Here is a 25,169-nt window from a genome sequence, read left to right on the forward strand (position 1 = left end):
CTTACCTGTTAAGTGAATATGAAGTACACCCTGCGCCAGATCGAGGTCTTCGTCGCGATCGCCCGTAGCGAGAACGTGTCGCGTGCCGCCGAGGCGCTGAACCTGTCGCAGTCTGCGACCAGTGCGGCGCTGGCTGAATTCGAGCACCAGTTCGATCAGCAGCTGTTCGATCGCCATGGCCGACGTCTGCACCTGAATGAACAGGGGCGCTTGCTGCTGCCCCGGGCGGTGGAGTTGCTCGACCGGGCCGAGGAGGTCGAAGCGCTGTTGCGTGGCGAGCGTGGCCTGGGCAGCCTGCGCGTGGGGGCGACGCTGACCATCGGCAACTACCTGCTGCCGCTGATCGTGGCCGAGTTTCTGCAACGCCATCCCGAGAGCCGCGTGCAACTGCAGGTGCACAACACGGCGACCGTGGTTGCGCAGGTGCTGCATCACGAGATCGATTTCGGATTGATCGAAGGTCAGGTATTCGACGGAGAGATCGAGGTCGAGCCCTGGGTGGATGACGAACTGGTTTTCTTCTGTCCGCCGGCGCATCGTCTCGCCGGCGCCGGGATCGCCGCCGTGGCCGAGATCGCCGCGGAACCCCTGATCTTGCGCGAGCGTGGTTCGGGCACCCGGGAAACGCTGGAGCAGGCGCTGCGCCACTTCAGCGGCGACCTGCAGGTCCGGCTCGAGCTTGAGCACACCGAGGCGATCAAGCGCGCGGTGGAGAGCGGACTCGGCATCGGCTGCATCTCGCGCCTCGCACTGCGCGACGCGTTCCGGCGCGGAAGCCTGGTTCCGGTGGAGACCCCGGAGCTCGATCTGCGTCGACGCTTTCAGTTCGTCTGGCGGCGGGGCAAATACCATACGGCGGCGATCCGTACGTTTCTGGCGGACTGTCGTGCCCTGACTGCCGGCGTCGGCCGGAGCCACGAAATTGCCCTGCCGCCGGTCGCGTGAGCGGCAGCGTCCAGCTTGATCGGAGATGTCCTTGCGTGTTCTGAATCTCGCCATTGCCGCGGGCCTGTTCTTCGGCCTGAACCTGTCGCTCGGGGCGGCGCTCGGCGCGGTGGCTGCCGGTCTGGCCCTGTTGGCGGCGATTGCGTGGTTGTGGGTGAGCGAGGCGCTGCATGTCAGTGTCACTGCACTGCTGGTGCCGGTGCTCGCGGCCGTCAGCGGCATCCTGCCGTTCGACGAAGCCCTACGCCAGTTTGCCGACCCGGTGATTTTTCTTTTCCTCGGCGGCTTTGCACTCGCCGCCGGACTGCATCGTCAGGGCCTGGACCGGCGCATGGCCGGATGGGTCGTCGCCCGCGCCGGCAGGCATCTGGGGCGATGCGCCCGTTCGCTGTTCTGGCTGACCGCGCTGCTCTCGATGTGGGTCAGTAACACGGCCACGGCGGCAATGATGCTTCCGCTTGCGCTCGGGCTGTTGGCGCCGCTGCCCCCCGATCAGCACCGCAGGACCTATTCCTACGTATTGCTCGGGATCGCCTTCTCGGCCAACATCGGCGGCATCGGGACCCTGGTCGGCAGCCCTCCCAACGCAATCGCCGCGGCCAATGTCGGGCTCGATTTCCTTGGCTGGTTGATCTGGGGGATTCCATTGGTGCTCATCCTGATGCCGCTGATGGAGCTGGGCCTGCGCCTGACCCTCAAGCCCGCACTGGAGATGGAATTGGCCGTCCCGGACGCGGCGACAATGCCATGGACGCGTGGCCAGTCGCTGATGCTGGGCGTGTTCGCGGTGACGGTTGCGCTGTGGACCGTCGGTGCCCCGCTGGGCGGCTTGCTCAATCTCGACCGGGGCTTCGATGCGGCAGTCGCCCTGTTTGCCCTGTTCCTCCTTCATGGACTCAGGCTCGTCAGCTGGAAGGACGTGGAGAAAGGTGCCGACTGGGGCGTGCTGATGCTGTTCGGCGGAGGCTTGACCCTGAGCCGGGTGCTGACCGATAGTGGCGCGGCGGCATGGCTGTCGGCCCAGCTCGGCGGGGCAACCGCGCTGCTTCCGGCGCTGGCGTGTCTTGCACTCATGGTGCTGTTTGCGATGCTGATCACCGAGGTGACCAGCAACACCGCGAGCGCTGCGCTGCTGGTGCCCCTGTTCATCGAACTGGTACCGCATATCGACAGCGTCGCGGTTGCGGTGCTAGTGGCTGCCGGCGCCTCGTGCGCCTTCCTGCTGCCGGTGGCAACCCCGCCCAACGCGATCGTTTTTGGCTGCGGCCATGTTCCGCAGCGGGTGATGATCCGCGGTGGGCTGTACGTGTCCGCGTTCGCCTTTGCCGTGCTGGTGCTGGCAGGCGCGCTTGCATTGGCGCTTTGACCGGCACTGACGATTTCCCCTGGTCTCTGCCCAGATGCCGTCTGCGCGGGGACATTCAACCATTCCGGAGTTTCCTGCAATGACTGATCCACAGCTTGACTGGGTCGAACAAGACGAACAACACAGCGTGCGCTGGCACTCGGAAAGCGGCACGCCGCCACCGCGCCGGGTGCAGGTGGCCGATGACACGATGAATGCCGACGCCGCCTATCGGTTGGCGTGCGAGGGCACCGCCCTGTTGTGGCGGGGCGACTTCCAGAATGCCCGCATGCTGCTTCAGGCGATGGCGCGCCGCGCCGCGCCCAAGCCGAAGAAGGCACCCAGGAAGGGCGCGCCGGTCGAGGAGGTGAGTCCGGCCCAGGCTTTCCATCTCCACCGTCAATTCCAGTCCCAGCGCGCGCGAACGCTGGGCATGCTGTTGATTCCGTTTGGCGACGACTTCACCATTCCGTTGCGCCGTGCGCCGGACGTACGCGAGGCCTGCGGCGAGGCCTATGGCGCGGCGCGGGGTCCATTCGTGGCCTCGCTGCGCGAACTCCTCGGGCTGATCGGGGCGCACGAGTGGCGTCGGAAAGGCGTCGAGGTACTCGAACTGGGCGCGCGGATTCATCCCCATTACGGGGTGTATTCGCCGATTCGCGGCGAGTATGTGGAGTTGGTGGCAAAGGCGCCGCTACCGGCCAAAACGCTGGCCTTCGATATCGGTACTGGCACCGGCGTACTTGCCGCGTTACTCGCCAAACGTGGCGTCGCCCGTGTGGTGGCCACCGACCAGTCGCCGCGTGCACTGGCCTGCGCGCACGACAACCTGGCTCGCCTCGGCCTGGGAAAACGGGTGGAGGTGCTCGAGGCCGACCTGTTTCCGCCCGGTCGGGCCCCGCTGGTGGTGTGCAACCCGCCGTGGTTGCCGGCGCGCGCCGCTTCGCCGCTGGAACAGACCGTCTACGATACCGAGAGCAGGATGTTGACGGGCTTTCTGGGCGGATTGGCCGCGCACCTGGAAGCAGGCGGTGAGGGCTGGCTGATCCTGTCGGATCTCGCCGAGCATCTCGGCCTGCGTACGCGTGAATTCTTGTTGTCCGAGATCGGGAAAGGCGGGCTGAAGGTGGTCGATCGCATGGATATCCGTCCCCGACATCCCAAAGTCGGGGATAAGGAAGATCCCCTGCATGCCGCTCGGGCGGCGGAAGTCACTTCCCTGTGGCGGCTGGCGGTCGCCTGAGCAAAACGCCGTCTGGTGCGGGTTGCGGAGGGCGGGCCGAGGTCGGCTGGTGGCAGCGCCTTGTGGGCGCCGCCGGCCCCTGAAGTCCGGTTCCTGCCGCCATCTGTGCGGCAGGCCGCAGCCCGCCCGAGCCATGGCTCAGGGTTCGGGCGCGTGCCGCATCAGTGTGCCGGCTGCAGGGCGCTGGCCGGCACGATGGCCTGACGCTCTGGCATGTAGGCCGCGACCTGACATGCGATCGATGCGACGTAGGGGATGCACTGCAGCGCGAGGATGCCGACCCACAACTGGGTTTCGAGATCGTTTGCACCCCGCAACATCACCAGCGAGCCGGCGGCGAGCATCAGCGCGATGAGCATTCCCAGCTCCTCGCGGATCGGGCCGAAGAAGGCCAGCGCACCCTTGGCTTTCCAGCCCTTGGGCGTGACCACGAATTCGCCCTTCTTCTTCGCCAGCCCGGCAAATACCCCGCGCGCAATCGAATGTGCCAGGCCCACCGACAGGATCGAAGCGCCGAGGATGTCCTTCCACGGACAGTCCATCGTACGGCGGTAGAGGATGGGGCCGAGGGCCGCCTTGAAGGCCATGAAGCCCAGGATCGGCAGTGCGAGCGCGGTGACCGGCAGACCGAAGGCCTTCGGGAAGGCCAGGATGCCCAGTGTCCATCCCAGACTGCCGAAAGCGAATACCAGCTGCAGCGCATCGCCCAGCCAGGCAAACCAGCCGGTCAGGAAGTGGTAGCGCTGGGCGAGGTTGAGGGTGCTGTTGCCAACCATCTGCGGCAGGTGATTCTTGAGGATCTGCATCGCCCCGAAGGCCCAACGGAAACGCTGGCTCTTGATCGCCGCGAAGTCGGACGGGGTCAGGCCGCGACCGAGGATGTGGTCGACATAGCGGGTGTCGTAGCCTTTCTCGATCAGGCGCAGGCCGAGTTCGGTGTCCTCGCAGATGCACCATTCCGACCAGCCGCCGACCTCATCGAGCGCGAGCCGACGGACCAGGGTCATGGTGCCGTGCTGGATGAGTGCATTGCGCTCGTTGCGGTGGTGCATGCCGATGCGGAAGAAGCCCTCGAACTCCCAGTTGCACATGCGCCGGAAGGGGTGGGTTTCCCAGTCGCGGTGCGCCTGCGGTGCCTGGACCACGGCGACATCGGGTTTGTCGAAATGGGGGATCAGGCAGGACAGCCATTCCGCATCGACGACGTAGTCGGCGTCGACCACGCCGACCACCTCGGCACGGGGATTGGTGACCTTGAGACCGTAGTTCAGGGCCCCGGCCTTGAACCCGGGCCAGTTCATCAGGTGGAAGAAGCGGAAGCGCGGGCCGAGCTCGGCGCAGCGTTTTTCGAGCGGCTTCCACAGCGCCTCGTCCTTCGTGTTGTTGTCGAGGATCAGGACTTCGAAATTGGCGTAGTTGAGCGCGGCCAGGCTGTCGATGGTGGCGATCACCATCTCCGGCGGTTCGTTGTGGCAGGCGAGGTGGATCGACACAAAGGGCTGCTCTTCCGCAATATGCGGCGGCAGCGGCATGAAGCGGCGTTTCCACTTGTTCTTGAACAGGATCTCGCCGAACTCGAAACCGTGCGACAGCAATACCGCGGCCGTCATGCCGGTGGCCGCGATCAGCATGCCCAGCCCGATCAGGTCGCGCTGGGTCAGGTAGTAGTCGACGGGCACGTTGAGGCCGACGATCAGGGTCGACACGCAGGCCTGGATCATCGCGGCAAGGAAGAACCTGCCGGCGATACTCCAGTCGGTCAGGAAGAAGGCGATCAGGAACATCGGCAACAGCGCGAGGACGCCGGCGTTGCTTGCCTTCTTGCTCCAGTGGGGATCGCGCTGGACCAGCCCTTCAAGGGCGAACTTCGGTTCGCGATCGGCGTTGAACATGCCCCAGTAGGCACCTGCCCAGCCTTCGATCTCGACTTTCCATGGTTGATCGATGGCTTCCATCAGGAAGTAGTCGAGCCGGGGCGTACGCGGATGCGAAAGAAATTCGCGGATAAAACGGGCCTCGTTGTCGAGCGAAGGCACCGCCGCACCGATCACCGGTCCCTTGCTCGGCCAGCCGATCTCCCCGATCACGATCTTCTTCTTCGGAAACGCCTTGACCAGCTCGTCGTAGCGCTCGATGGCGTAGTCGACTGCAGCTTCGGCCGGCACCCCTTCATGGTAGGGCAGCAGATGGACGGTGATGTAGTCGACATGCTTCGCCAGCTCGGGATACTTGAGCCACACGTGCCAAGGCTCGGCGGAAGACACCGGTTTGCGGGCCAATTTGCGCACACGGTCCAGATAGACGATGAGCTGCTCCGCGGTCAGGTCGCCGCGCAGAATCGCCTCGTTGCCGACCATCAGGCGCTCGACATGGCGCATTTTCTTGGCAGCGAGGAGCAGCGCTGCGATTTCCTTGTCATTGGTGTCGGCGTCGCGATCGAGCCAGGCGCCGGCGGTGACCTGGAGATCGCGTTCACCGGCGATGGCCAACAGGTTGGGAAGATCGGTAATGCCGTAGGTCCGCAGATTGTCTGCCGAACGGGCCAGGAGATCGAGGTCACTGGCGAGCTGCGCATCGGTCGGGAATTTGCCGGTCAGCGGACTCTGGTCGCGCTGGAAGCCGTTATACGCAAACCCCTTGATGCTCTGGGTCGCACCGATGAATTCGGCGCCACGGTTGAATTGTTGCCAGAGCCAGTACTGGGAGAGGGCAACCAGCGCCGCAATGGCAAACGCGAGGGCCAGGCGGTAGGTGAGCGAGGCGGCGTTCTTCATCTGAAAGATATCCAGTCAAGGGCTTGTCGGCCCGAAAATCCAGCATGCCGGCCTTGTGGGCGGCGATCGACCAAGGTTGGAGCGTTGTGCAATGCGGAACTTCGTGGCAGCGGACTTCTGTGCCAGAATCGATGCCGCTTCACGAGACCTCAACGCGCGGCATTTTATGCGCGATTTCAGTCTGTTAGGAGAAAGTCCCCCGCCCGATTTGCAACAGGAGGTGTTGCGTTTGCGGGAGTCCTGATTTGTAAGGAAAAAGAAGCTTGAGTCGAAATATTTTGTTGAAATATGGCAAGGCAGCATGGGTGCTGGCCGGCCTCGTCTTGCTTGTCGTCGCGCTCGGGCTGCGCCATGGGGTCGTCGAGGCGGACCTGTTGCCGCGCGACTGTTCCGCTGGCACCGAGGCCGCGGGGGCCTGGCCGTGCGGCCTGAAATGGTTGCTGGTGCAGACCTTCCATGACCAGCGGGTGGGGTGGTTCAGTCTCGGCAGCGGGGTGCTCGCGTTCGCGCTGTCGTGCCGCAGGCTGGCTTGGGCGGCCTGGATGAGCGGCATTGCCGGCCTGGTGCTATATAGCTACGACCCCGCTGCGGTGGGCGTTCTGCTAGGCCTGTTCGTGCTCGTCCGTCCTCGCCAGCAGCACCGGGGTGGCGAGGACAAGGCCGACCAGAAGCCAGCCGATGGCTTGCGGGTTGGCCGGCTCGGGTAGCCAGCGTCCGATTACCGACACCGCGATGACCGCGGCGCAGATGCGTTCGGCGCGTCCTGCGCTGCGCTGCCACCAACCGACAACGCCGAAGATGGCGGCGGGGGTGAGGTAGAGCAGAATCGGGAAATCACGATAGCGCGAGTCGACCAGTAACAGCAGTGCCGCTACTGCGGCGCCGAACATCACCAGGCCGCGCAGGGCGCCGAGCACGTCGGAGGCCGCGGGGTGTCCGGGCCGCAGTCGGAGCGTGCGCCAGGCCTGTGCCGCGCTCGGCAGCCGGCCGCCCTGCCAGCAGGCAAGGGCCACAGCGACGGCAACGGCTGCAGACGCCATCCCGCCGAGCACCGTCCACTCGCCCAGGTCGCGATAGGCGAGGCAGGCGTGCTCGAAGTGCAGGACCGCGACCAGGCCGCTGGTTGCGCCGGTCATCGTCAGCGCCGCCGTCCGCAACACGCTGTGGTTTCCTCCGCCGCTGGCCATTGCCAGCGCCAGCGCAATCGCGGCGGCCAGGAGCGCGCCCAGCGCCGGGGTGACGAGGTCGTCGCGTTCGGCGACCGGGCCCGCGAGCGGAAACTTCGTGCGCAGCGTATCGGCGTCGAGCATGCCCCAGTAGCCGCCGACGGTGCCTTCGAGACGACGCTTCCAGGGCTGGTCGATGGCTTCGATCAGGTTGTACTTCCAGCCAAGGTCGTGCGCCTGGTGGATGAACTCGCGGATGTAGCGAGCCTGATTGACCCGCGATGGCTTCGACGCCTCGCGCTGACGGCCAGCACTGGGCCAGCCGGTTTCGCCGATGAGAATGTCCCTGCCCGCGAAATGTGTGCTCACTTCTTCATGAATCGCGGCGACGTGTTTCAGCGCGTCTTCGATGTCGACCGGGTCATCCTCCCAGAACGGCAGGATATGTACGGTGACGAAATCGACCGATTTCGCCAGGCTGTCGTTGCGTACCCAGAACTCCCAGACATCGGCATACGTGACCGGAACCTCGGTCTTCGACTGCGCATATTCGATCAGCGTCCGCATTTCGGCGAGCGTGCGTTCGCGGCGCAGCAGCACTTCGTTGCCGACGATCAGGGCCTTCACCACGTCGGCGTTGTCGTTGGCGACGGCGATCGCCCGTTCCAGTTCGGCAGCGTTTTTGTGGCGGTCGAATCCGATCCATGCGCCGACCAGCACCTTGAGGCCGACCGTGCGCGCGACTTCCGGTACCTGGTCCAGGCCCTGGTCGACGGAGTAGAGGCGCACGCAGTCGGTGATCCTGGCCAGTGCCGCGAGGTCCTCGGCGATCTGCGCGCGGGAAATGAGGCCCAGTTCGTCGAACGGGGTCTGGCCCGAGCGGTGGTAGGGCGCATAGGAGACACATTTCAGCTTCTCGCCGCTGGCCAGTTGCAGATCGTGCATCGCGACCGGCCGTGCCTGCCACAGCACCCAGGCGGACAGGGCGACGAGCCCGAGCAGGTGCGCGATCAGCAGGGTGATCCAGAGCGATCGACGAGGCGTGGCGGCAGTGGTCATGAGATGCGGGGCTGGGGCTGAGGCAAGGGAGCAGGTATGGACGAAGGCGCAAAAAAGCCACGCCCGCGGGCGTGGCTTCCTTGTGAAGCGAGTGGATTCTAACCCGGAAGGGGGCTCAAGCGCTGTATTCGCTCATCGGCACGCAGGCGCAGAACAGGTTGCGGTCGCCATGCACGTCGTCGATGCGGTTGACGCTCGGCCAGAACTTGTTGTCCGCCACCCAGGGAAGCGGGAACACGGCCTGTTCGCGGCTGTAGGGGCGGCTCCACTCGGCGCCGATCACATCGGCCTGGGTGTGCGGTGCATGCTTGAGCGGGTTGTCGTCCACCGTCCACGTGCCGCTTTCGATCGCGCGGATCTCCGCACGAATCGCGATCATCGCGTCGATGAAGCGGTCGAGCTCGGCGAGGTCCTCGGATTCGGTCGGCTCCACCATGATCGTGCCCGGCACCGGGAACGACATCGTCGGCGCATGGAAGCCGTAATCCATCAGACGCTTGGCGATATCGACTTCGGAAACGCCGGTCGTCGCCTTGAGCGGGCGGATGTCGAAGATGCACTCGTGCGCGACCCGACCCTTGCTGCCGGTGTAGAGCACCGGATAGTGGCTGCCGAGGCGGCCGACGAGGTAGTTGGCGTTGAGGATGGCGATCTCGGTCGCACGCCTGAGCCCGCTGCCGCCCATCATCGCGATGTACATCCACGAGATCGGCAGGATGCTGGCCGAGCCGAAGGGCGCGGCGGACACCGCACCCTGGCCCTTGTGCGCACGATGACTGCCACCGGTGGGCGATACCACGTGGTCGGCCATGAACGGGGCGAGGTGGGCGGCCAGCCCGATCGGCCCCATGCCCGGCCCGCCGCCGCCGTGCGGGATGCAGAAGGTCTTGTGCAGGTTCATGTGCGACACGTCGGCGCCGATCGTGGCCGGCGAGGTCAGGCCGACCTGGGCGTTGAGGTTGGCGCCATCCATATACACCTGGCCGCCATGAGCATGGACCACCGCGCAGATCTCGCGGATCGCCTCCTCGAACACGCCGTGGGTCGAGGGGTAGGTGATCATCAGCGCGGCGAGCTCGTCGGCATGCGCCGCAGCCTTCACCTTGAGGTCGGCGAGATCGACGTTGCCGCGGTCGTCGCAATCGACCACCACCACCTTCATGCCGCACATCTGCGCGGTGGCCGGGTTGGTGCCGTGCGCCGATTTCGGGATCAGGCACACCTTGCGCTGGGCCTCGCCGCGGCTGGCATGGTAGCGCGCGATCGCCACCAGGCCGGCGTACTCGCCCTGGGCGCCGGAGTTGGGCTGCATGCAGATGGCCGGGAAACCGGTCACCGCGCGCAGATAGTCGGTCAGGCCCTCGATCATCTCGAGGTAGCCGGCGGCCTGCTCGCGCGGGGCGAACGGATGCATGTTGGCGAACTCGGGCCAGGTGACCGGGATCATCTCGCTGGTCGCATTGAGCTTCATCGTGCACGAGCCGAGCGAGATCATCGAATGGTCGAGTGCCAGATCGCGGTTCTGGAGCTTCCTCAGGTAGCGCAGCAGTTCGTGTTCGGTGTGATGGGTGTTGAACACCGGGTGCGACAGGATGGCGTCGTCGCGCAGCAGCGCGGCCGGGATCGCACCGCCGGTCGCGGCCACGCGGGCGTCGAGCGCGGCGAGGTCGGTCTTGATGCCGAAGCAGCCGAGCACCGCGGCGACATCGTCGCGCGAGGTGGTTTCATCGACCGAAATGGCGAGGCGGCCTTCGGACACGCGGCGCAGGTTGTAGCCTGCCGCGTCCGCCGCGCCGAGGAGCTGCGCGGTACGGGCGCCGGTATCGATCTCGATGGTGTCGAAGTAGGCCTTCGTGGGCACCGCGAAGCCGCCGGCGCTCAGCCCTTCGGCCAGCGTCGCCGCAAGACGGTGGATGCGCGCCGCGATCGTCTTCAGCCCCTGCGGGCCGTGATAGACGGCGTAGAAACCGGCCATGTTGGCGAGCAGCACCTGCGAGGTGCAGATATTGGAATTGGCCTTTTCGCGCCGGATGTGCTGCTCGCGGGTTTGCAGCGCCATGCGCAGCGCCGTCTTGCCGCGGGCATCCTTCGATACCCCGATGATGCGCCCCGGCATCGAGCGCACATGCGCTTCGCGGGTGGCAAAGAAGGCAGCGTGCGGGCCGCCGAAGCCCATCGGCACGCCGAAGCGCTGGGCCGAGCCGAGCGCGATGTCGGCACCGAGTGCGCCGGGGCTCTTCAACAGCACCAGCGCCATCAGGTCGGAGGCCACGGCGATGACCGCGCCTTTCGCCTTCAGTGCCGCGATCGGTGCGCTCAGGTCGGCGACTTCGCCATGGGCGTCGGGATACTGCAGCAGCGCGCCGAACACCTCGTGCCGGCCGGCCTCGCTCGCGGTGCCGAACACCAGTTCGAAGCCGAAGTAGTGCGCCCGCGTCTTCACCACGTCGACGGTCTGCGGGAAGCAGGCGGAATCGATGAAAAAGGCATTCGATTTCGACTTCGAAATCCGGCGTGCCATGGTCATCGCCTCGGCCGCCGCGGTGGCTTCATCGAGCAGCGAGGCGTTGGCGAGTTCGAGACCGGTGAGGTCGATCACCATCTGCTGATAGTTGAGCAGCGCTTCCAGCCGGCCCTGGGCGATCTCGGCCTGGTAGGGCGTGTACGCGGTGTACCAGCCCGGGTTCTCCATTACGTTGCGCAGGATCACCGCCGGGGTGAAGGTACCGTAGTAGCCGGCACCGATCAGCGACTTCTTCAGCACGTTCTTTGCCGCAATGCCGCGCAGGCGTTCGAGCGCCTCGTGCTCGGGCTGGGGGCCGGCGATCGGCAGTGGCGACCCGAGACGGATCGCACCGGGTACGGTCTGGTCGATCAGCGCTTCGACGTCGGCGACCCCGATCGACGCACACATCTGCGCGATCTCGGCGGGATTGGGGCCGATGTGGCGGTGAATGAAAGCGTCGCGCTGTTCGAGTTGCGCAAGCGGAGCGGAGAGGAGGGCGTCGGTCATGATCGGGGCGGCATGGGGAGGGGCGGACCGGATGGCGGGGGTATTGCGGCCCCCGTCGAGGGGATTACTGGGCGATTTCGGCTTCGTAGCCGGCGGCGTCGAGCAGGCCGGCGACAGCGCCGGCGTCGGCTGGCTTGAGTTTGAACAGCCAGGCCGCATAGGCGTCGGCGTTGACGCCCTCGGGGGCGTCGGCGAGTTCCTGGTTGGCAGCGAGAATTTCACCGGCGACCGGGGCGTAGATGTCGGACGCGGCCTTGACCGATTCGATCACCGCGCACGACTCACCGGCGGCGAGCACACGGCCGGCTTCGGGCAGTTCGAGGAAGACGACGTCGCCGAGCGCTTCCTGGGCGTGGTCGGTGACCCCGACGGTGAGGGTGCCGTCGGCTTCGACACGGACCCATTCGTGGGACGAGGTGTATTTCAGTTCGGCGGGAACCTTGCTCATGCGAATCTCCGGTGAATGATGAGGATGCAGCTGGTGGGATACGGGTGAAGCGGTGAAGGGCCGGCGCGGCCGCCCTTCCGGGGATCGGGAGCGCTCAGGCGACGGCTTTGCCGTTGCGCGCGAACGGCAGTTTCACCGTGCGCGCCTTCAGTCGTCTGCCGCGAATGTCGACCTCGACGAGTTCGCCGGGTTCGACGTCGAGTGGCAAACGGGCGAAGGCGATCGATTTTTCCAGCGTCGGCGAGAAGCTGCCGCTGGTGGTCTCGCCCTCGCCGGAGGAAGCAAACACCTTCATGTGTGCGCGCAGCACGCCCTTGTCCTCGAGGATCAGGCCGAGCACGCGGCGGCTGGCGGGGTCTGTCAGCAGTGCGGACTTGCCGACGAAGTTGCGCGCTTCGTCCTTGAAATCGACTGTCCATGCCAGCCCGGCGTCGAGCGGGGACACAGTCTCGTCCATGTCCTGGCCGTACAGATTCATGCCGGCTTCCAGGCGCAGCGTGTCGCGTGCGCCGAGGCCGCACGGGGCGACGCCGGCCGCGGTCAGTGCGGCCCAGGCGGTCGCGGCACGCTCGGCGGGCAGCGCGATCTCGAACCCGTCCTCCCCGGTATAGCCGGTGCGGCCGACGAAGACCTCGCCGAGCTGCGCGCCGGAGAAGGGTTTCAGGGCTTCGCTGCCGGCGCGCAGTTCGGGCAGCGCCTGCCAGGTCTTCGCGCGTGCATTGGGGCCCTGCACCGCGATCATCGCCAGGTCGCGGCGGGCGGTGAGGCTGACGTTGGTGCCGGTTGCGGCGATGTGCTTGCGCATCCAGGCCACGTCCTTGTCGGCGGTGCCGGCATTGACCACGATCCGGTAGCGGGTGTCGGACAGGCGATAGACGATCAGGTCGTCGATGACGCCGCCGTTGTCGTCGAGCATGCACGAATACAGCGCCTTGCCCGGGGTCTGGAGCTTGGCCACGTCGTTGGCGAGCAGGCGACGCAGCCAGGCGGTGGCGTCGGCTCCTTCGAGGTCGAGCGACAGCATGTGGGACACGTCGAACATGCCGGCGTCGCGGCGCACTGCGTGGTGCTCCTCGATCTGCGAGCCGTAGTTCACCGGCATGTCCCAGCCGGCGAAATCGACCATGCGGGCGCCGGCGGCAACGTGGGTGGCGTGGAGAGGGGTCTGGCGGGCAGGGGCGTTCATGGCGGCTCCGGGCGGGTGAACGAAAAAGGGCGAAAGCGGCACGTGCCGGCTTCGCCCCATCTGTCCCTTGTACCTGAGAGATTCCAGTCGTGCGCAACGCGCCTGTGCGACCGGGTGCCCCTTCGGTGGATCCGTGGTTTCGGCCGCAGCCGAACGCCCGTATCGCTCTCCAGAATTTCCTTGCCGTGCGCGGTCCTTTTGCCTGAGCGATTCCGGGGGGTTACGCCTTCGGCGACTCTCTTGAGGGAGAGTGCTCTCCCGCGCGACGGAGCGGACGATAGCATTTCCTGGGGGCGAATCGCAACCGGATTGGCTGCGACCGCGAAGACGGTTTGCATTCGATCAGCCGTTTCGGCGGCGGCCTGCCGGTCGCCAGGATGCGCTACACTCCGGCCTCGGTGCAGGTGATCCAGGCCCGCACCCACTCCTTTTACAAGTTTCCACGGAAATCGAGATGTTCGAGGCTGTCCGCAAAAGCAAGCGTTTTGCCCAGATCATTCTGGCACTCCTCATCGTGCCCTTTGCCTTCTTCGGCATGGACGCATATTTCAGTGACGCCCCGGGGGGCGGCGAAGTTGCCAAGGTCGGCGGTACGTCGATCTCGGCCGCCGAGTTCGAGCAGGCGCTCAGGGACCAGCAGGACCGTCTGCGTAACGAGGCCGACGGCCAGGTCGACCGCAACCTGCTGCAATCCGAAGAGTTGCGCCAGGCGGTGCTCGAGAACCTCGTCAACCGGCGCGTGCTCGCGTTGTACGCGGCGGAAAGCCGCCTGACGGTGACACCGCAGCAGTTGCAGCAGACGATCGCCGAGGTGCCGACATTTCAGGAGGACGGCCGGTTCTCGTTGCAGCGTTATGAGGCCCTGCTGCGTGCACAGGGCATGACGCCGGCGATGTTCGAAGCCCGCCTGGCGCAGGATGTGCGGGTGCAGCAGCTTGCGCTGCCGGTGGGCGAGGGGGCTTTTGCCGCGCGCGACTCCGCACGTCGCTTCCTCGTAGCCCAGCTCGAGGAGCGCGAGGTTCGCGAGATGAGCTTCCCGGCGAGCCGCTTTGTCGCGGAAGTGAAGCTGGCGGACGACGCAGTACAGAAATACTACGATGCCAATGCCGCCGCCTTTGAGCGCCCGGCGCGGGTCAAGGCCGAGTACGTGGTGTTCGACACCGCGGCACTCGAACAGCAAGTCACGGTCACCGAGGAGGAGGTGAAGGCCTTCTACGAGAGCAATGCCGCGCGCTTCGGACAGCCTGAAGAGCGCCAGGCGCGGCACATCCTGCTCCAGCTCGCAGCCGACGCCGACGAGGCCGCAGTTGCGGCGGCGCGGACCCGTGCGGAAGAGCTTCATGCTCGCCTCGAGAAGGATCCGAAGCAGTTCGAAGCGCTCGCCAAGGAGTTTTCGCAGGATCCGGGCTCGGCCGCGCGGGGCGGTGATCTGGGGGTCTTCGGGCGCGGGTTGATGGTGAAGGCGTTCGAGGATGCCGCTTTTGCTCAGGGCAAGGGCGAGATCGGTGCACCGGTGCGCTCCGATTTCGGCTTTCACATCATTCAGGTGACGGACATAAAGCCGTCAACCGTCCGTCCGCTCGAAGCCGTCCGTGGCGAGGTGACCGCGGAGCTGCGCAAACAGGCCGCCGGACGGCGATTTGCCGAACTGGCCGAGCAGTTCTCGAATACGGTCTACGAGCAGCCCGACAGCCTGAAACCGGCTGCCGAAGCCTTGAAGCTCGAGATTCGTCAGAGCGACTGGATTGCGCGCGACGCGGAAGGGCTGGGCGAGTATCGCAATGCGAAGCTCGTCGACGCGCTGTTTTCCGCCGACGCGGTAAAGAATCATCGCAACACGCAGGCGATCGAGGTCGGCGGCAACACCCTCGTTGCCGCACGCGTGGTCGAGTATCAGGCCGCGCAGCGCCCGGCGCTGGACGAGATCAGGCCCGCCATCGAGCAACAACTGCGCAGCGAGGAGGCGTCGCGACTCGCCGCCGAACGCGGCGCCGCGGCGGTGGCCGCGCTGCAGAAGGGTGAGACGGTGGCCGGCGAGTGGGGCGCTTCGCGTACCGTGCAGCGTGGCGCGCCCGCACTGCCGGTCAATGCAATGCGGGCGGTATTTTCCGCGCCGGCTTCCAAGTTGCCGGTGCATGTGGGCGTCAGCCAGCCCGGCGAGGGCTACGTGGTCTATCGCATCGACGCGGTCAAGCGCCCGACGCTGGCCGATGACGATCCGCGGATTGCCGCAGTCATGAGCCAGTACGCGCGTCTGTTCGCGGAGCGCGATTTTGCGGCGTTCATTGCGGAGCTGCGTCAGCGTTACGAAGTGGAGACCAGTCTGGCGCCGGTGAAGCCTGACTGAGTTTCGGTACGGCGCCCGATGCCGAACGACATGCAAAAAGCCCGGCGCTGATGCGGCCGGGCTTTTTTGTATGCATCGCTCCGAATGCCGGTGGTGCCGGCCTACATCGGTTCGGGGTTGCCCAGCGCGGTGGTGTTGAACCCCGCATCCACATACATGATCTCTCCCGTCATGCCGCTGGCGAGATCCGAGCACAGGAAGGCGGCCGCGTTGCCGACTTCCTCGATGGTGACGTTACGGCGTAGCGGGGCATTGTGCTCGTTGAAGGACAGCAGCTTGCCGAAGCTGCCGATGCCCGAAGCGGCCAGGGTCTTGATCGGGCCGGCCGAGATGGCATTGACCCGGGTGCCCTCGGGTCCGAGGCAGACGGCGAGATAGCGAACCGAAGCCTCGAGACTTGCCTTGGCGAGACCCATGATGTTGTAGTTGGGCATGGTGCGCACTGCGCCCAGATAGGACAGCGTGAGCAGGGCGCCGTTGCGGCCCTTCATCATCGGCCGTGCGGCCTTGGCCAGGGCAGGGAAGCTGTAGGCGCTCACGTCCTGGGAAACACGGAAGGCTTCACGCGAGAATCCGTCGAGGAAGTCGCCCTCGAGCGCATCGGTGGGCGCGAAGGCGATGGAGTGCACCAGGCCGTCGAGCCCATCCCACTGCTGCCCGAGTTGCACGAACAAATCGTTGATCTGATCGTCGTCCTGGACGTCACAGGGAAACAGCATGGCACTGTCGAAGTCCGCGGCGAGCTTGGCGACACGTTCCTGAAACCGGTCATTCACATAGGTGAACGCAAGCTGCGCGCCTTCGCGGTGCATGGCCTTGGCGATGCCGTACGCGATCGAGCGATTGCTCAGCAGCCCGGTGATGAGGATCCGTTTACCGGCGAGAAAGCCCATGGAATGAAAGCTCCGAATGACAGAACAGATGATTATAGCGAAAACCGCTGGCCCCGAAGGGTGATGCCCGAATGGCGTCGATCCCGAATGTGCGTTAGATGGCGCCGGATGACCGAAACCTGCCAGAATTGAGCCTGACCGAACATTGCCCACGACGCCATGCCTCTGCGCCCCCCGGCGCCCAGTCGCCCCACCTTGCCGCGCCGTGTCCTGCTGCAACTCCGCGCGAGCTGCGGGCTGTTGCTGCTCGGCGTAACGGCGCTGACCGGCTGCGGGCCGGTACTGAATGACCCCTATCCTGCGGCCGAGCGCGGGCAGAACATTCTGTACTCGGCATTCACCGAGCGTCCCAAGCATCTCGATCCGGTGCAGTCCTACAGCGAGGACGAGGCGAGTTTTCTGTACCAGATCGTCGAGCCGCCATTGCAGTACCACTACCTGAAGCGACCCTACGAGCTTGAGCCGGGGGTCGCCGAAACTTTGCCGAAAGTCAGGTTTTTCGACTCGGCCGGGCGCGAATTGAAGGGGACGCCGGACCCCGCCCGGGTCGACCGGAGCGTGATCGAGGTTCGGATCCGTCCGGGCGTACGCTATCAGCCTCATCCGGCCTTCGCCCGTGACGACCACGGCGCGCCGCGCTACCTTGCGCTCGACGCGCAGGACCTGCAGGACCTCCGCAGCCCGGTCGACTTCCCCGAGGCCGGCAGCCGCGAACTCGAAGCCGGTGATTTCGTGCACCAGATCAAACGGCTGGCTCACCCGAGACTGCATTCCCCGATCTTCGAACTGATGGCCGAGTACCTGCCCGGACTCAAGACCCTGCAGGCCGCTCTTGCCGAGGAGGCGTCGCGGAACCCGGGATGGATCGATCTCGGTCGCTTCGATCTGCCGGGGGTGGAGGTCGTCGACCGCCATACCTACCGGATCACGCTCAAGGGGCTCTATCCGCAGTTCCTGTACTGGCTGTCGATGCCCTTTTTCGGACCGGTACCGCCGGAGGTCGACCGTTTCTTCGGCCAGCCCGGCATGGCCGAGCGCAATCTCACGCTCGACTGGTGGCCGGTGGGTACCGGCCCCTACATGCTGGTCGAGAACAATCCGAACGCGCGCATGGTGCTCGCCCGCAATCCCAATTACCGCCATGACACCTATCCCTGCGACGGTGCCCCGGGCGACGCCGAGGCCGGCCTGCTGGCCGATTGCGGAAAACCGCTGCCGCTCATCGACAAAGTGGTGTTCTCGCGCGAGCGCGAAGGCATCCCGTATTGGAACAAGTTCCTGCAGGGCTATTACGACGCGTCCGGGGTGTCGTCGGACAATTTCGACCAGGCGGTGACCTTGACCAGTCAGGGCGAGGTGTCGCTGTCCGAGGACATGGAGCGGCAAGGCATCCGCTTGCTGACCTCGGTGTCGCCGTCGATCTTCTATCTCGGCTTCAATCTGCTCGATCCGCTGGTCGGCGGTGGTGCGGAGGCGAGCGCGGCCGAGCGCGAGCGGACACGCAAGCTGCGTCAGGCGATCTCGATCGCCCTCGACATGGAGGAGTTCGTGTCGATCTTCCTCAACGGTCGAGGCGTGCCGGCGATGCACCCAATCCCGCCCGGCATTTTTGGCGCGCGCGACGGTGAGGCCGGGATCAATCCAGTGGTCTACGTCTGGCGTGACGGCAAGCCGGTACGTCGCAGCCGGGATGAAGCACGCCGCCTGCTGGCGGAAGCGGGCTGGCCCGACGGGCGCAACGCCAAAACCGGCGAGCCCCTGATCATCCACCTCGACACGACGCCCGGCGGCCTGGGCGACAAGGCGCGCTCGGACTGGCTGGCCAAGCAGTTTCGCGAGCTCGGGGTGCAGTTCGTGGTGCGTCCCACCGATTTCAACCGTTTCCAGGACAAGGTCCGACAGGGCAACGCCCAGCTCTTCTTCTTTGGCTGGAATGCCGACTATCCGGACCCGGAAAATCTGCTGTTCCTGCTTCACGGCCCGCAAGGCAAGGTCAAGCACAGCGGGCAGAATGCGTCGAACTACGTCAACCCCGAATTCGACCGCCTGTTCGAGCGTATGAAGACGATGCCCGATGGTGCGGCCCGCCAGGCCGTGATCGACCGCATGGTTGCCATCCTGCAGCACGATGCACCCTGGCTGTTCGGCTTCCATCCCAAGTCCTACTCCCTGCAGCACGGCTGGGTGTACAACCGCAAGCCCGGCAACATGGTGCGCAACACCATCAAGTATCAGCGTCTCGATCTGGAACGACGCGATGCCGCGCGCGCCGAGTGGAATCGTCCGGTGTTGTGGCCGCTGTTGCTGGCCGGGCTGTTGCTGGCGCTGATCATCGTGCCGGCGCTGCTGCACTGGCGCCGGCACGAGCAGGCAACCGCCGTGGCGCCGTCGGATCAGGGGAGGGCGCGCTGATGCTGGGCTACGTCCTGCGCCGCCTGCTCTATGCGGTGCCGATCCTGATCGGGGTGAACCTGATCACCTTTCTGCTGTTCTTCGTGGTCAATTCGCCCGACGACATGGCGCGGATGCAGATCGGGGTCAAACGTGCGACGCCGGAGGCGATCGAGCGCTGGAAGGTCGACCGGGGCTACGACAAGCCGATGTTCGTCAACAATGCGCAGACCGGAACCGCCCGCCTGACCGAGACGCTGTTCTTCGACAAGTCGCTGCGCATGTTCGCGCTCGACTTCGGTCGCGCCGACGACGGCCGCGACATTGCCCGCGAGATCCTCGACCGCATGGGGCCGTCGCTGGCGATCGCGCTGCCGACCTTCATCCTGAGCCTCTTTCTGTCGATCTCTTTTGCCTTGCTGCTGGTGTTCTTCCGTGCCACCTATCTCGATTTCTGGGGGGTCGTGCTGTGCGTGGCGATGATGTCGGTATCAAGCCTGTTCTACATCATCGGTGGCCAGTGGCTGGTCTCCAAGCTGTGGGCGCTGGTACCGATCTCGGGCTATGCCAGCGGGCTGGATGCCTTCCGCTTCCTGGTCCTGCCGGTGCTGATCAGTGTGGTCGCCGGGTTGGGGTCGAGCGCACGCTGGTATCGGACCATCTTTCTCGAGGAAATCTCGAAGGACTACGTCCGCACCGCCCGCGCCAAGGGCTTGTCGGAGCTCTCGGTCCTGTTCCGCCACGTGCTGCGCAATGCGCTGATCCCGGTCCTGACCGGGGTGGTCGTGGTGATTCCGCTGCTGTTCATGGGCAGTCTGCTGGTGGAGTCGTTCTTCGCCGTTCCGGGGCTCGGCAGCTACACCATCGATGCGATCAACGCGCAGGACTTCGCGGTGGTGCGGGCCATGGTGTTCATCGGTTCGGTGCTGTACATCGTCGGCCTGATCCTGACCGACCTGTCCTATACCCTGGTCGACCCGCGCGTGAGGCTGGAGTAAGCCGATGGATTTTCAACCCGTGCTGCTGTGGACCGATCTGCTGCTCTTCGTGCTCGTTGCGTGCGCGCTGCTGATGGTGCTGCATGTCCGCCGCCACGAGCCACTACGCGCGGCCTGGCGCAAGGTCGGACAGCGTCCGGTCGGCATGGCCGCGGCGACCGTATTGCTGGCCTTTGTCGTGGTCGGTGTGCTCGACAGCGTGCACTACCGACCGCTGCTGCCGGCGGTCGAGGGGCGGGTCGACGACGCTCCGGTGTATTCGTCCGAAGTGCTCAGTGCGCTCGATGCGGTGCTTGCGCCCTTGCGTCTGCGCACCGAGAAGACCTATTCCGCGCCCTTTGCCAGCACGCTGTACCAGCGTGAAACGGTGGAATTGCCTGAAGGCGGCCAGGCGCGCATCTATCCGGCGCTCCAGTACGGCGGCATTCACCTGGAGCCCGGCGAGCCGGTGGCAGTGGATGTCTTCGGGCAGCTGTCCGCGGCAGCCGGCTACTCAGGCCTGGTGCTGGTGCTGCTGTTTGCGGCGACGAGCGTCGGGGTGGCGCGGGCGCAGGGCAAAGGGCTGCGCCATGCCGCCGCGGTTATCCTTGGTGGCCGGGCCACGCTGGCCTGGCGCTCCGCCCTCCTGAGTGCGGCGCTGGTCGCGTTGCTGGTCTCGGCGGGGATCGCGCTGGCCCCGCTCTATCACGTGCTGGGTACCGACAAGGTGGGTCAGGATGTACTTTACCTGTCGCTGAAGAGCGTTCGCACCGCGCTCGTCATCGGCACCATCACCACGATGGTGATGCTGCCGTTTGCAGTCGCGCTCGGGATCGCGGCCGGCTACCTCGGTGGCTGGGTCGATGACGCTATCCAGTATCTGTACACGGTGCTCAACGCGATTCCCGGCGTGCTGCTGATCGCGGCCGCGGTGCTGATGATGCAGGTGGTGATCGACACCAATCCGCACTGGTTCGAAACCGCGGCCGAGCGCTCGGATGCCCGCCTGCTGGCGCTCTGCTTCATCCTCGGCATCACCAGCTGGACCGGGCTGTGCCGCCTGCTGCGCGGGGAGACGCTGAAGCTGCGCGAACTGGAGTACGTACAGGCGGCGCGCGCTTTCGGTGCGAGCACGCCGACCATCCTGCGCCGCCATATCCTGCCCAACGTGATGCACATCGTGCTGATCGCGCTGGTGATGGATTTCTCCGGGCTGGTACTGGCCGAAGCGGTGTTGTCCTACGTGGGTATCGGCGTGGATCCGACCACGATCAGCTTCGGCACCATGATCAACATGGCACGTGCCGAACTCGCGCGCGAACCGATGGTCTGGTGGTCACTGAGCGCGGCCTTCGCCTTCATGTTCGTGCTGGTGCTGGCGGCGAACCTTTTTGCCGACGTGGTACGCGACGCCTTCGACCCGCGCCGCGGCTGAGATCATGGACGGGCCAAGCGCCTGGCGTGCTCTTTGCTCAGTTCGCAGCGCTCATGCCCGATCATGGGCGATCCGGCGATTCCCGGCTGTGACGAACCCGACAACGACAACCACTGGATCCGGATCTCGACCGATGGAATCACCGGCCTTCGATGACCGCTTGGGGCGCGAGTTGCCGGCAGATCCCGAGAGCGGACTGCGCCATGTCAGACGTATGGCACCCGTCATTCGCCCGTGCTGTCGACAGAACGGGCACTAGGCAATCGACGCGGCCGAGGCGGGTGACATGGCGCCGCTGTCGACCTTGCTCGATGTCATGCGCCGCCCCTGCGACGATCAGCCGGGACACGAGGCGTATGCGGCAAAGCGGCCCGACTGGGCGCGCCAACGGGCGGGGTGCTCGATGCTGTCGTGCAGCTCCTGAGCGGGACGCGCATCGCGGTCGGTGTCGAGCAACGGCGATCAGCGGGGCAGCGGGATGAAAGGGGTGAGGCGGCGGGGGCGAACCTGCTGGTTCAGACCTTGACCCGCATCAGGCGTTGTTTCTCGCGGTCCCAGTCCTTCTTCTTCTCGTCCTCGCGCTTGTCGTGCAGCTTCTTGCCCTTGGCCAGGCCGATTTCGGCCTTGACCCGACCCTTGACGTAATGCAGGTCGAGGGGCACCAGCGTGAACCCGGCGCGCTCCACCTTGCCGATCAGGCGTGCAATTTCCTTGCTGTGCAACAGCAGCTTGCGGGTGCGGGTCGGCTCGGTCTTGATGTGGGTCGATGCGCTGACCAGCGGGGTGATGTGCATGCCGAGGATGAAGAGTTCCTCGCCGCGGATGATGATGTAGGCTTCCTTGATGTTCGAACGTCCGGCACGGATCGCCTTCACCTCCCAGCCTTCGAGGACGAGCCCGGCCTCGTACTTCTCTTCGATGAAGTAGTCGTGAAAGGCCTTGCGATTGTCGATGATGCTCATGGATGGGTATGTTCGTCCGGACTGTCGGACCGAGGCTTTACGGTAGAATCGCGTATTTTAGCAGTTCGGCGACATACTCGCCCGATACCCGATGGCCGACGTCAAGAAACTGGTTCTGATCGAATTCACCCCTGCGCAGATGTTCGATCTGGTGGATCGATGCGAGGATTACCCGCAATTCCTGCCCTGGTGTGGCGGGACGGAGGTCCATGAACGCACCGAGCACATCACCTCGGCGACGATTCATATCAACTACCACGGCATCAAGGCGCACTTCAGCACAGAGAACGAGAAGCACGCGCCGACCGAGATGTTGATCCGGCTGACCGACGGCCCCTTCAATCATCTCGACGGCAACTGGCGCTTCACCGCGCTTGGCGAGACCGCGTGCAAGGTCGAGTTCAGCCTGCACTACCAGTTTTCCAGCAAGCTGCTGGAAAAGGCGCTCGGCCCGGTGTTCAATCACATTGCCAACACTTTCGTCGATTCTTTCGTCAAACGTGCAGCACAGGTCTACGGGAAGCACTGAGCATGGCGGAACTCATCAATGTCGAAGTCACCTACGCGATGCCCCAGCGTCAGGAGCTCGTTCCTCTTCGGCTGCCGGAAGGGGCCACGGTACGCGATGCGGTGGAAGCCTCGGGCCTGCTGCGGAAATACCCCGATATCGAAATCGACGGTCGCAACAAGCTCGGCATCTACGCCAAGCTCGCCAAGGCGGATACGGTGTTGCGCGATCGCGACCGGGTCGAGATCTACCGGCCCCTGATCGCGGATCCCAAGGCCGTGCGCAAGAAGCGCGCCGACGAAGGCAAGGTCATGAAGAAAGGCGGGGGTACGGCGGAAGAGGCCTGATCAGTTGCACAGCTGATCGACCTGTTTTTGCGTACGGGCGATCTCTTCGGCCCTTCCGGCATCGTCGAGCACCTCCCGTCCGCCGGCGGCATCAAAGCGCGACACCCGTTGCCCCGAGGTCAGTGCGGTCAGTTGATTGCGGGCCTGCTCGCAGGCGCGCTGACGCTCGGCGCTATCGGCGCGCTCTTTTTCGGCCTTGGCCTCGGCTTCCGCTTCGGCTGCACGCCGCTGGCGGAATTCGAGTTCCCGTTCGGCCAGCGTCTTGGGCTTGGCGTTGGCTTCCGCCGCCTTGCCGTCGGCAGGGGCAGGCTTCGCCGCATCGGCACCACCGTCACCGGTTACCGGCGCAGCGGGCGGAGCGGGCCGCGGGGCGCCGCCGCGCAGGGTTTTGACCTCCCCCGTGGCGGGCGGGACGTCGGCGTAATGCATCTTGCCGTCCTTGTCCTTCCAGCTGTAGATCTCGGCGGCAGCCGGGAGCGCTGTCAGGAGGGCGAGGAGCAGAAGGGCAGGACGCAGCATCAGATTGGATCTCCGGGTTGTTGCGCCGCTTACATGACTCGGGACGCGTCTGTATAATACGGATTTGGTTGAAAGGATAAAAGCCATGCGAGTGATCCAGAAGGCGCTGACGTTCGATGACGTCCTTCTCGTTCCCGCCCACTCGACGGTTCTTCCGCGCGATGTCGGCTTGCAGAGTCAGGTTACCCGCAAGATCCGCCTGAATATTCCTCTGGTATCGGCCGCGATGGATACCGTTACCGAGTCCCGCCTTGCGATTGCGCTGGCGCAGGATGGCGGCATTGGTGTGGTGCACAAGAACCTCACCCCGAAGCAGCAGGCGGCAGAGGTGCACAAGGTCAAGCGCTACGAATCGGGCGTGCTCAAGGATCCGATCACGGTGCCGCCGACCATGCGGGTGGGCGAGGTGCTCGCGCTGACCCGGTTGCACAAGTTCTCCGGGTTGCCGGTGGTCGACGGCAACAAGGTGGTCGGCATCGTCACCAATCGCGACCTGCGCTTCGAGACCAATCTCGAACTACCCGTCTCCGCCATCATGACGCCGCAGGAGCGGCTGGTAACGGTCAAGGAAGGCGCCAGTCTGGAAGAGGCCCGTGTGCTGCTGCGCAAACACCGGCTCGAACGCGTGCTGGTGCTCAACGATGCGGGCGAGCTGCGCGGCCTGATCACGGTCAAGGACATGATGAAGTCCACCGAGCACCCGCTGGCGGCCAAGGACGAGCTGGGGCGACTGCGCGTCGCCGCGGCGATCGGCGTCGGTGCCGGTACCGAGGAACGTGCCGAGTTGCTGGCCGAGGCCGGGGTGGACATGATCGTGGTCGATACCGCCCACGGCCATGCGCAGGGCGTGCTCGACCGCGTGCGCTGGGTCAAGAAGAACTTCCCGCAGGTCGAAGTGGTCGGCGGCAATATCGCCACCGGCGATGCGGCAATGGCCCTGGTCGATTGCGGCGCCGACGGCGTCAAGGTCGGAATCGGGCCGGGCTCGATCTGCACCACCCGTATCGTGGCGGGTGTCGGAGTGCCGCAGATCACCGCGATCGACAATGTCTCCCGCGCGCTGGCCGGTTCCGGGGTGCCGATGATCGCCGACGGTGGCATCCGCTACTCCGGCGATATCGCCAAGGCGATCGCGGCCGGTGCCAACGTGGTCATGCTCGGCGGTCTGTTTGCCGGCACCGAGGAGGCGCCGGGTGAAACGGTGCTGTTCCAGGGCCGCTCCTACAAGTCGTATCGCGGCATGGGCTCGCTCGGTGCCATGGAAAAGGGGGCGGCGGATCGCTACTTCCAGGACAGTTCGTCGAACATCGACAAGCTGGTGCCCGAGGGGATCGAAGGGCGTGTGCCGTACAAGGGTTCGGTCGGCGCCGTGATCCATCAGCTGGTCGGTGGTCTTCGTGCGTCGATGGGCTACCTGGGCTGCGAGAGCATTCCGGCCTTGCACGATCGTGCCCAGTTCGTCGAGATCACCTCGGCCGGCGTGCGTGAATCCCATGTGCACGATGTCCAGATCACCCAGGAAGCGCCGAACTACCACGTCAACTAGGCGTTTTCCGAACCGTAACAGGCGGCTGGTGGTCTGCTTCGCAACCAGAAGACCATCAAGCCGCT

At 65.4% G+C, this 25,169-nt stretch carries 19 protein-coding genes and 1 riboswitch; of the genes, 11 read left to right on the plus strand and 8 right to left on the minus strand.

Translation table 11 applies throughout. From position 1 onward, the window contains the following. Nucleotides 1-18 precede the first annotated feature (18 nt). The 3 genes from AC3A35_RS15085 (at nt 19) to AC3A35_RS15095 (ending at nt 3,533) form a co-directional block, all read left to right on the plus strand. On the plus strand, nt 19-945 hold the full coding sequence (locus AC3A35_RS15085; protein WP_487436973.1) for a LysR family transcriptional regulator: 927 nt from the start codon (nt 19-21) through the stop codon (nt 943-945). 31 nt (nt 946-976) lie between these two features. Beyond that, the gene (locus tag AC3A35_RS15090; RefSeq protein WP_487436974.1) at nt 977-2,311 is read left to right on the plus strand and encodes an SLC13 family permease; all 1,335 of its coding nucleotides are present in this window, start codon (nt 977-979) and stop codon (nt 2,309-2,311) included. A gap of 79 nt (nt 2,312-2,390) precedes the next feature. Then, on the plus strand, nt 2,391-3,533 hold the full coding sequence (locus AC3A35_RS15095) for a methyltransferase (RefSeq protein WP_487436976.1): 1,143 nt from the start codon (nt 2,391-2,393) through the stop codon (nt 3,531-3,533). Between the two features lie 161 nt (nt 3,534-3,694). On the opposite strand, the gene AC3A35_RS15100 is transcribed toward AC3A35_RS15095, so the two are convergent. Continuing rightward, nucleotides 3,695-6,307 (minus strand): glycosyltransferase family 2 protein, encoded by a 2,613-nt coding sequence (locus tag AC3A35_RS15100; RefSeq protein WP_487436977.1) that lies wholly within the window; start codon nt 6,305-6,307, stop codon nt 3,695-3,697. A gap of 263 nt (nt 6,308-6,570) precedes the next feature. On the opposite strand from AC3A35_RS15100, the gene AC3A35_RS15105 reads away from it, so the two are divergent. Next, the gene (locus AC3A35_RS15105) at nt 6,571-7,014 is read left to right on the plus strand and encodes a hypothetical protein (protein WP_487436978.1); all 444 of its coding nucleotides are present in this window, start codon (nt 6,571-6,573) and stop codon (nt 7,012-7,014) included. On the opposite strand, the gene AC3A35_RS15110 is transcribed toward AC3A35_RS15105, so the two are convergent. The 4 genes from AC3A35_RS15110 to gcvT all read right to left on the minus strand — a co-directional run bounded on the left by AC3A35_RS15110 (nt 6,910) and on the right by gcvT (nt 13,179). Then, on the minus strand, nt 6,910-8,532 hold the full coding sequence (locus AC3A35_RS15110) for a glycoside hydrolase family 17 protein (protein ID WP_487436979.1): 1,623 nt from the start codon (nt 8,530-8,532) through the stop codon (nt 6,910-6,912). The genes AC3A35_RS15105 and AC3A35_RS15110 overlap by 105 nt on opposite strands. A gap of 115 nt (nt 8,533-8,647) precedes the next feature. Further along, complete coding sequence (gene gcvP, locus AC3A35_RS15115) at nt 8,648-11,545, minus strand: aminomethyl-transferring glycine dehydrogenase (protein WP_487436980.1); 2,898 nt, start codon at nt 11,543-11,545, stop codon at nt 8,648-8,650. Nucleotides 11,546-11,609: 64 nt separating this feature from the next. Beyond that, the gene (gene gcvH, locus AC3A35_RS15120; protein WP_487436981.1) at nt 11,610-11,993 is read right to left on the minus strand and encodes a glycine cleavage system protein GcvH; all 384 of its coding nucleotides are present in this window, start codon (nt 11,991-11,993) and stop codon (nt 11,610-11,612) included. Between the two features lie 94 nt (nt 11,994-12,087). Beyond that, nucleotides 12,088-13,179 (minus strand): glycine cleavage system aminomethyltransferase GcvT, encoded by a 1,092-nt coding sequence (gene gcvT / locus AC3A35_RS15125; RefSeq protein ID WP_487436982.1) that lies wholly within the window; start codon nt 13,177-13,179, stop codon nt 12,088-12,090. Between the two features lie 180 nt (nt 13,180-13,359). Then, nucleotides 13,360-13,450, minus strand: a riboswitch (glycine riboswitch). Nucleotides 13,451-13,633: 183 nt separating this feature from the next. Here gcvT and AC3A35_RS15130 point away from each other — a divergent pair. Beyond that, complete coding sequence (locus AC3A35_RS15130; RefSeq protein ID WP_487436983.1) at nt 13,634-15,526, plus strand: SurA N-terminal domain-containing protein; 1,893 nt, start codon at nt 13,634-13,636, stop codon at nt 15,524-15,526. Between the two features lie 101 nt (nt 15,527-15,627). Here the strand turns inward: AC3A35_RS15130 and fabI are convergent, their stop codons facing one another. Beyond that, nucleotides 15,628-16,419: an enoyl-ACP reductase FabI gene (gene fabI, locus AC3A35_RS15135; protein ID WP_487436984.1), complete on the minus strand. Its 792-nt coding sequence runs from the start codon at nt 16,417-16,419 to the stop codon at nt 15,628-15,630. 159 nt (nt 16,420-16,578) lie between these two features. Between fabI and AC3A35_RS15140 the strand changes: the two genes are divergently transcribed. From AC3A35_RS15140 to AC3A35_RS15150, 3 genes are read left to right on the plus strand one after another with little or no spacing between them, the layout of a single operon-like run. Then, nucleotides 16,579-18,831 (plus strand): ABC transporter substrate-binding protein, encoded by a 2,253-nt coding sequence (locus AC3A35_RS15140; RefSeq protein ID WP_487436985.1) that lies wholly within the window; start codon nt 16,579-16,581, stop codon nt 18,829-18,831. Then, nucleotides 18,831-19,808, plus strand: coding sequence for an ABC transporter permease (locus tag AC3A35_RS15145; RefSeq protein WP_487436987.1), 978 nt, complete (start codon nt 18,831-18,833; stop codon nt 19,806-19,808). The genes AC3A35_RS15140 and AC3A35_RS15145 overlap by 1 nt, the downstream gene beginning before the upstream one ends. Before the next feature lie 4 nt (nt 19,809-19,812). Then, nucleotides 19,813-21,222 carry an ABC transporter permease gene (locus AC3A35_RS15150; RefSeq protein ID WP_487436988.1) on the plus strand — a complete coding sequence of 470 codons (1,410 nt, stop codon included), beginning with the start codon at nt 19,813-19,815 and terminating at the stop codon, nt 21,220-21,222. Nucleotides 21,223-21,737: 515 nt separating this feature from the next. Here AC3A35_RS15150 and smpB read toward each other — a convergent pair. Next, nucleotides 21,738-22,184, minus strand: a complete 447-nt coding sequence (smpB, locus tag AC3A35_RS15155; RefSeq protein ID WP_487436989.1) for an SsrA-binding protein SmpB — start codon at nt 22,182-22,184, stop codon at nt 21,738-21,740. Nucleotides 22,185-22,275: 91 nt separating this feature from the next. Between smpB and AC3A35_RS15160 the strand changes: the two genes are divergently transcribed. Beyond that, nucleotides 22,276-22,713: a type II toxin-antitoxin system RatA family toxin gene (locus AC3A35_RS15160; protein ID WP_487436990.1), complete on the plus strand. Its 438-nt coding sequence runs from the start codon at nt 22,276-22,278 to the stop codon at nt 22,711-22,713. A 2-nt stretch (nt 22,714-22,715) separates the two neighbouring features. After that, nucleotides 22,716-23,039, plus strand: a complete 324-nt coding sequence (locus AC3A35_RS15165; RefSeq protein WP_487436991.1) for an RnfH family protein — start codon at nt 22,716-22,718, stop codon at nt 23,037-23,039. Here AC3A35_RS15165 and AC3A35_RS15170 read toward each other — a convergent pair whose 3' ends face one another. After that, nucleotides 23,040-23,645, minus strand: a complete 606-nt coding sequence (locus AC3A35_RS15170; protein ID WP_487436992.1) for a DUF4124 domain-containing protein — start codon at nt 23,643-23,645, stop codon at nt 23,040-23,042. Here AC3A35_RS15170 and guaB point away from each other — a divergent pair. Next, nucleotides 23,644-25,104, plus strand: coding sequence for an IMP dehydrogenase (guaB, locus tag AC3A35_RS15175; RefSeq protein ID WP_487436994.1), 1,461 nt, complete (start codon nt 23,644-23,646; stop codon nt 25,102-25,104). The two genes, AC3A35_RS15170 and guaB, sit on opposite strands and share 2 nt — an antisense overlap. Nucleotides 25,105-25,169: the final 65 nt, after the last annotated feature.

The organism is Azoarcus sp. Soil_N_20 (genome assembly GCF_057656155.1).

What these genes read in the sequence shown, in the direction of transcription:
- AC3A35_RS15085 (WP_487436973.1), top strand. Translation starts at nt 19, where the DNA reads ATGAAGTACACCCTGCGCCAGATCGAGGTCTTCGTCGCGATCGCCCGT.
- AC3A35_RS15095 (WP_487436976.1), top strand. Translation starts at nt 2,391, where the DNA reads ATGACTGATCCACAGCTTGACTGGGTCGAACAAGACGAACAACACAGC.
- AC3A35_RS15100 (WP_487436977.1), bottom strand. Translation starts at nt 6,307, where the DNA reads ATGAAGAACGCCGCCTCGCTCACCTACCGCCTGGCCCTCGCGTTTGCC.
- AC3A35_RS15110 (WP_487436979.1), bottom strand. Translation starts at nt 8,532, where the DNA reads ATGACCACTGCCGCCACGCCTCGTCGATCGCTCTGGATCACCCTGCTG.
- gcvP (WP_487436980.1), bottom strand. Translation starts at nt 11,545, where the DNA reads ATGACCGACGCCCTCCTCTCCGCTCCGCTTGCGCAACTCGAACAGCGC.
- gcvH (WP_487436981.1), bottom strand. Translation starts at nt 11,993, where the DNA reads ATGAGCAAGGTTCCCGCCGAACTGAAATACACCTCGTCCCACGAATGG.
- gcvT (WP_487436982.1), bottom strand. Translation starts at nt 13,179, where the DNA reads ATGAACGCCCCTGCCCGCCAGACCCCTCTCCACGCCACCCACGTTGCC.
- AC3A35_RS15130 (WP_487436983.1), top strand. Translation starts at nt 13,634, where the DNA reads ATGTTCGAGGCTGTCCGCAAAAGCAAGCGTTTTGCCCAGATCATTCTG.
- fabI (WP_487436984.1), bottom strand. Translation starts at nt 16,419, where the DNA reads ATGGGCTTTCTCGCCGGTAAACGGATCCTCATCACCGGGCTGCTGAGC.
- AC3A35_RS15140 (WP_487436985.1), top strand. Translation starts at nt 16,579, where the DNA reads ATGCCTCTGCGCCCCCCGGCGCCCAGTCGCCCCACCTTGCCGCGCCGT.
- AC3A35_RS15145 (WP_487436987.1), top strand. Translation starts at nt 18,831, where the DNA reads ATGCTGGGCTACGTCCTGCGCCGCCTGCTCTATGCGGTGCCGATCCTG.
- AC3A35_RS15150 (WP_487436988.1), top strand. Translation starts at nt 19,813, where the DNA reads ATGGATTTTCAACCCGTGCTGCTGTGGACCGATCTGCTGCTCTTCGTG.
- smpB (WP_487436989.1), bottom strand. Translation starts at nt 22,184, where the DNA reads ATGAGCATCATCGACAATCGCAAGGCCTTTCACGACTACTTCATCGAA.
- AC3A35_RS15160 (WP_487436990.1), top strand. Translation starts at nt 22,276, where the DNA reads ATGGCCGACGTCAAGAAACTGGTTCTGATCGAATTCACCCCTGCGCAG.
- AC3A35_RS15165 (WP_487436991.1), top strand. Translation starts at nt 22,716, where the DNA reads ATGGCGGAACTCATCAATGTCGAAGTCACCTACGCGATGCCCCAGCGT.
- guaB (WP_487436994.1), top strand. Translation starts at nt 23,644, where the DNA reads ATGCGAGTGATCCAGAAGGCGCTGACGTTCGATGACGTCCTTCTCGTT.
- AC3A35_RS15170 (WP_487436992.1), bottom strand. Translation starts at nt 23,645, where the DNA reads ATGGCTTTTATCCTTTCAACCAAATCCGTATTATACAGACGCGTCCCG.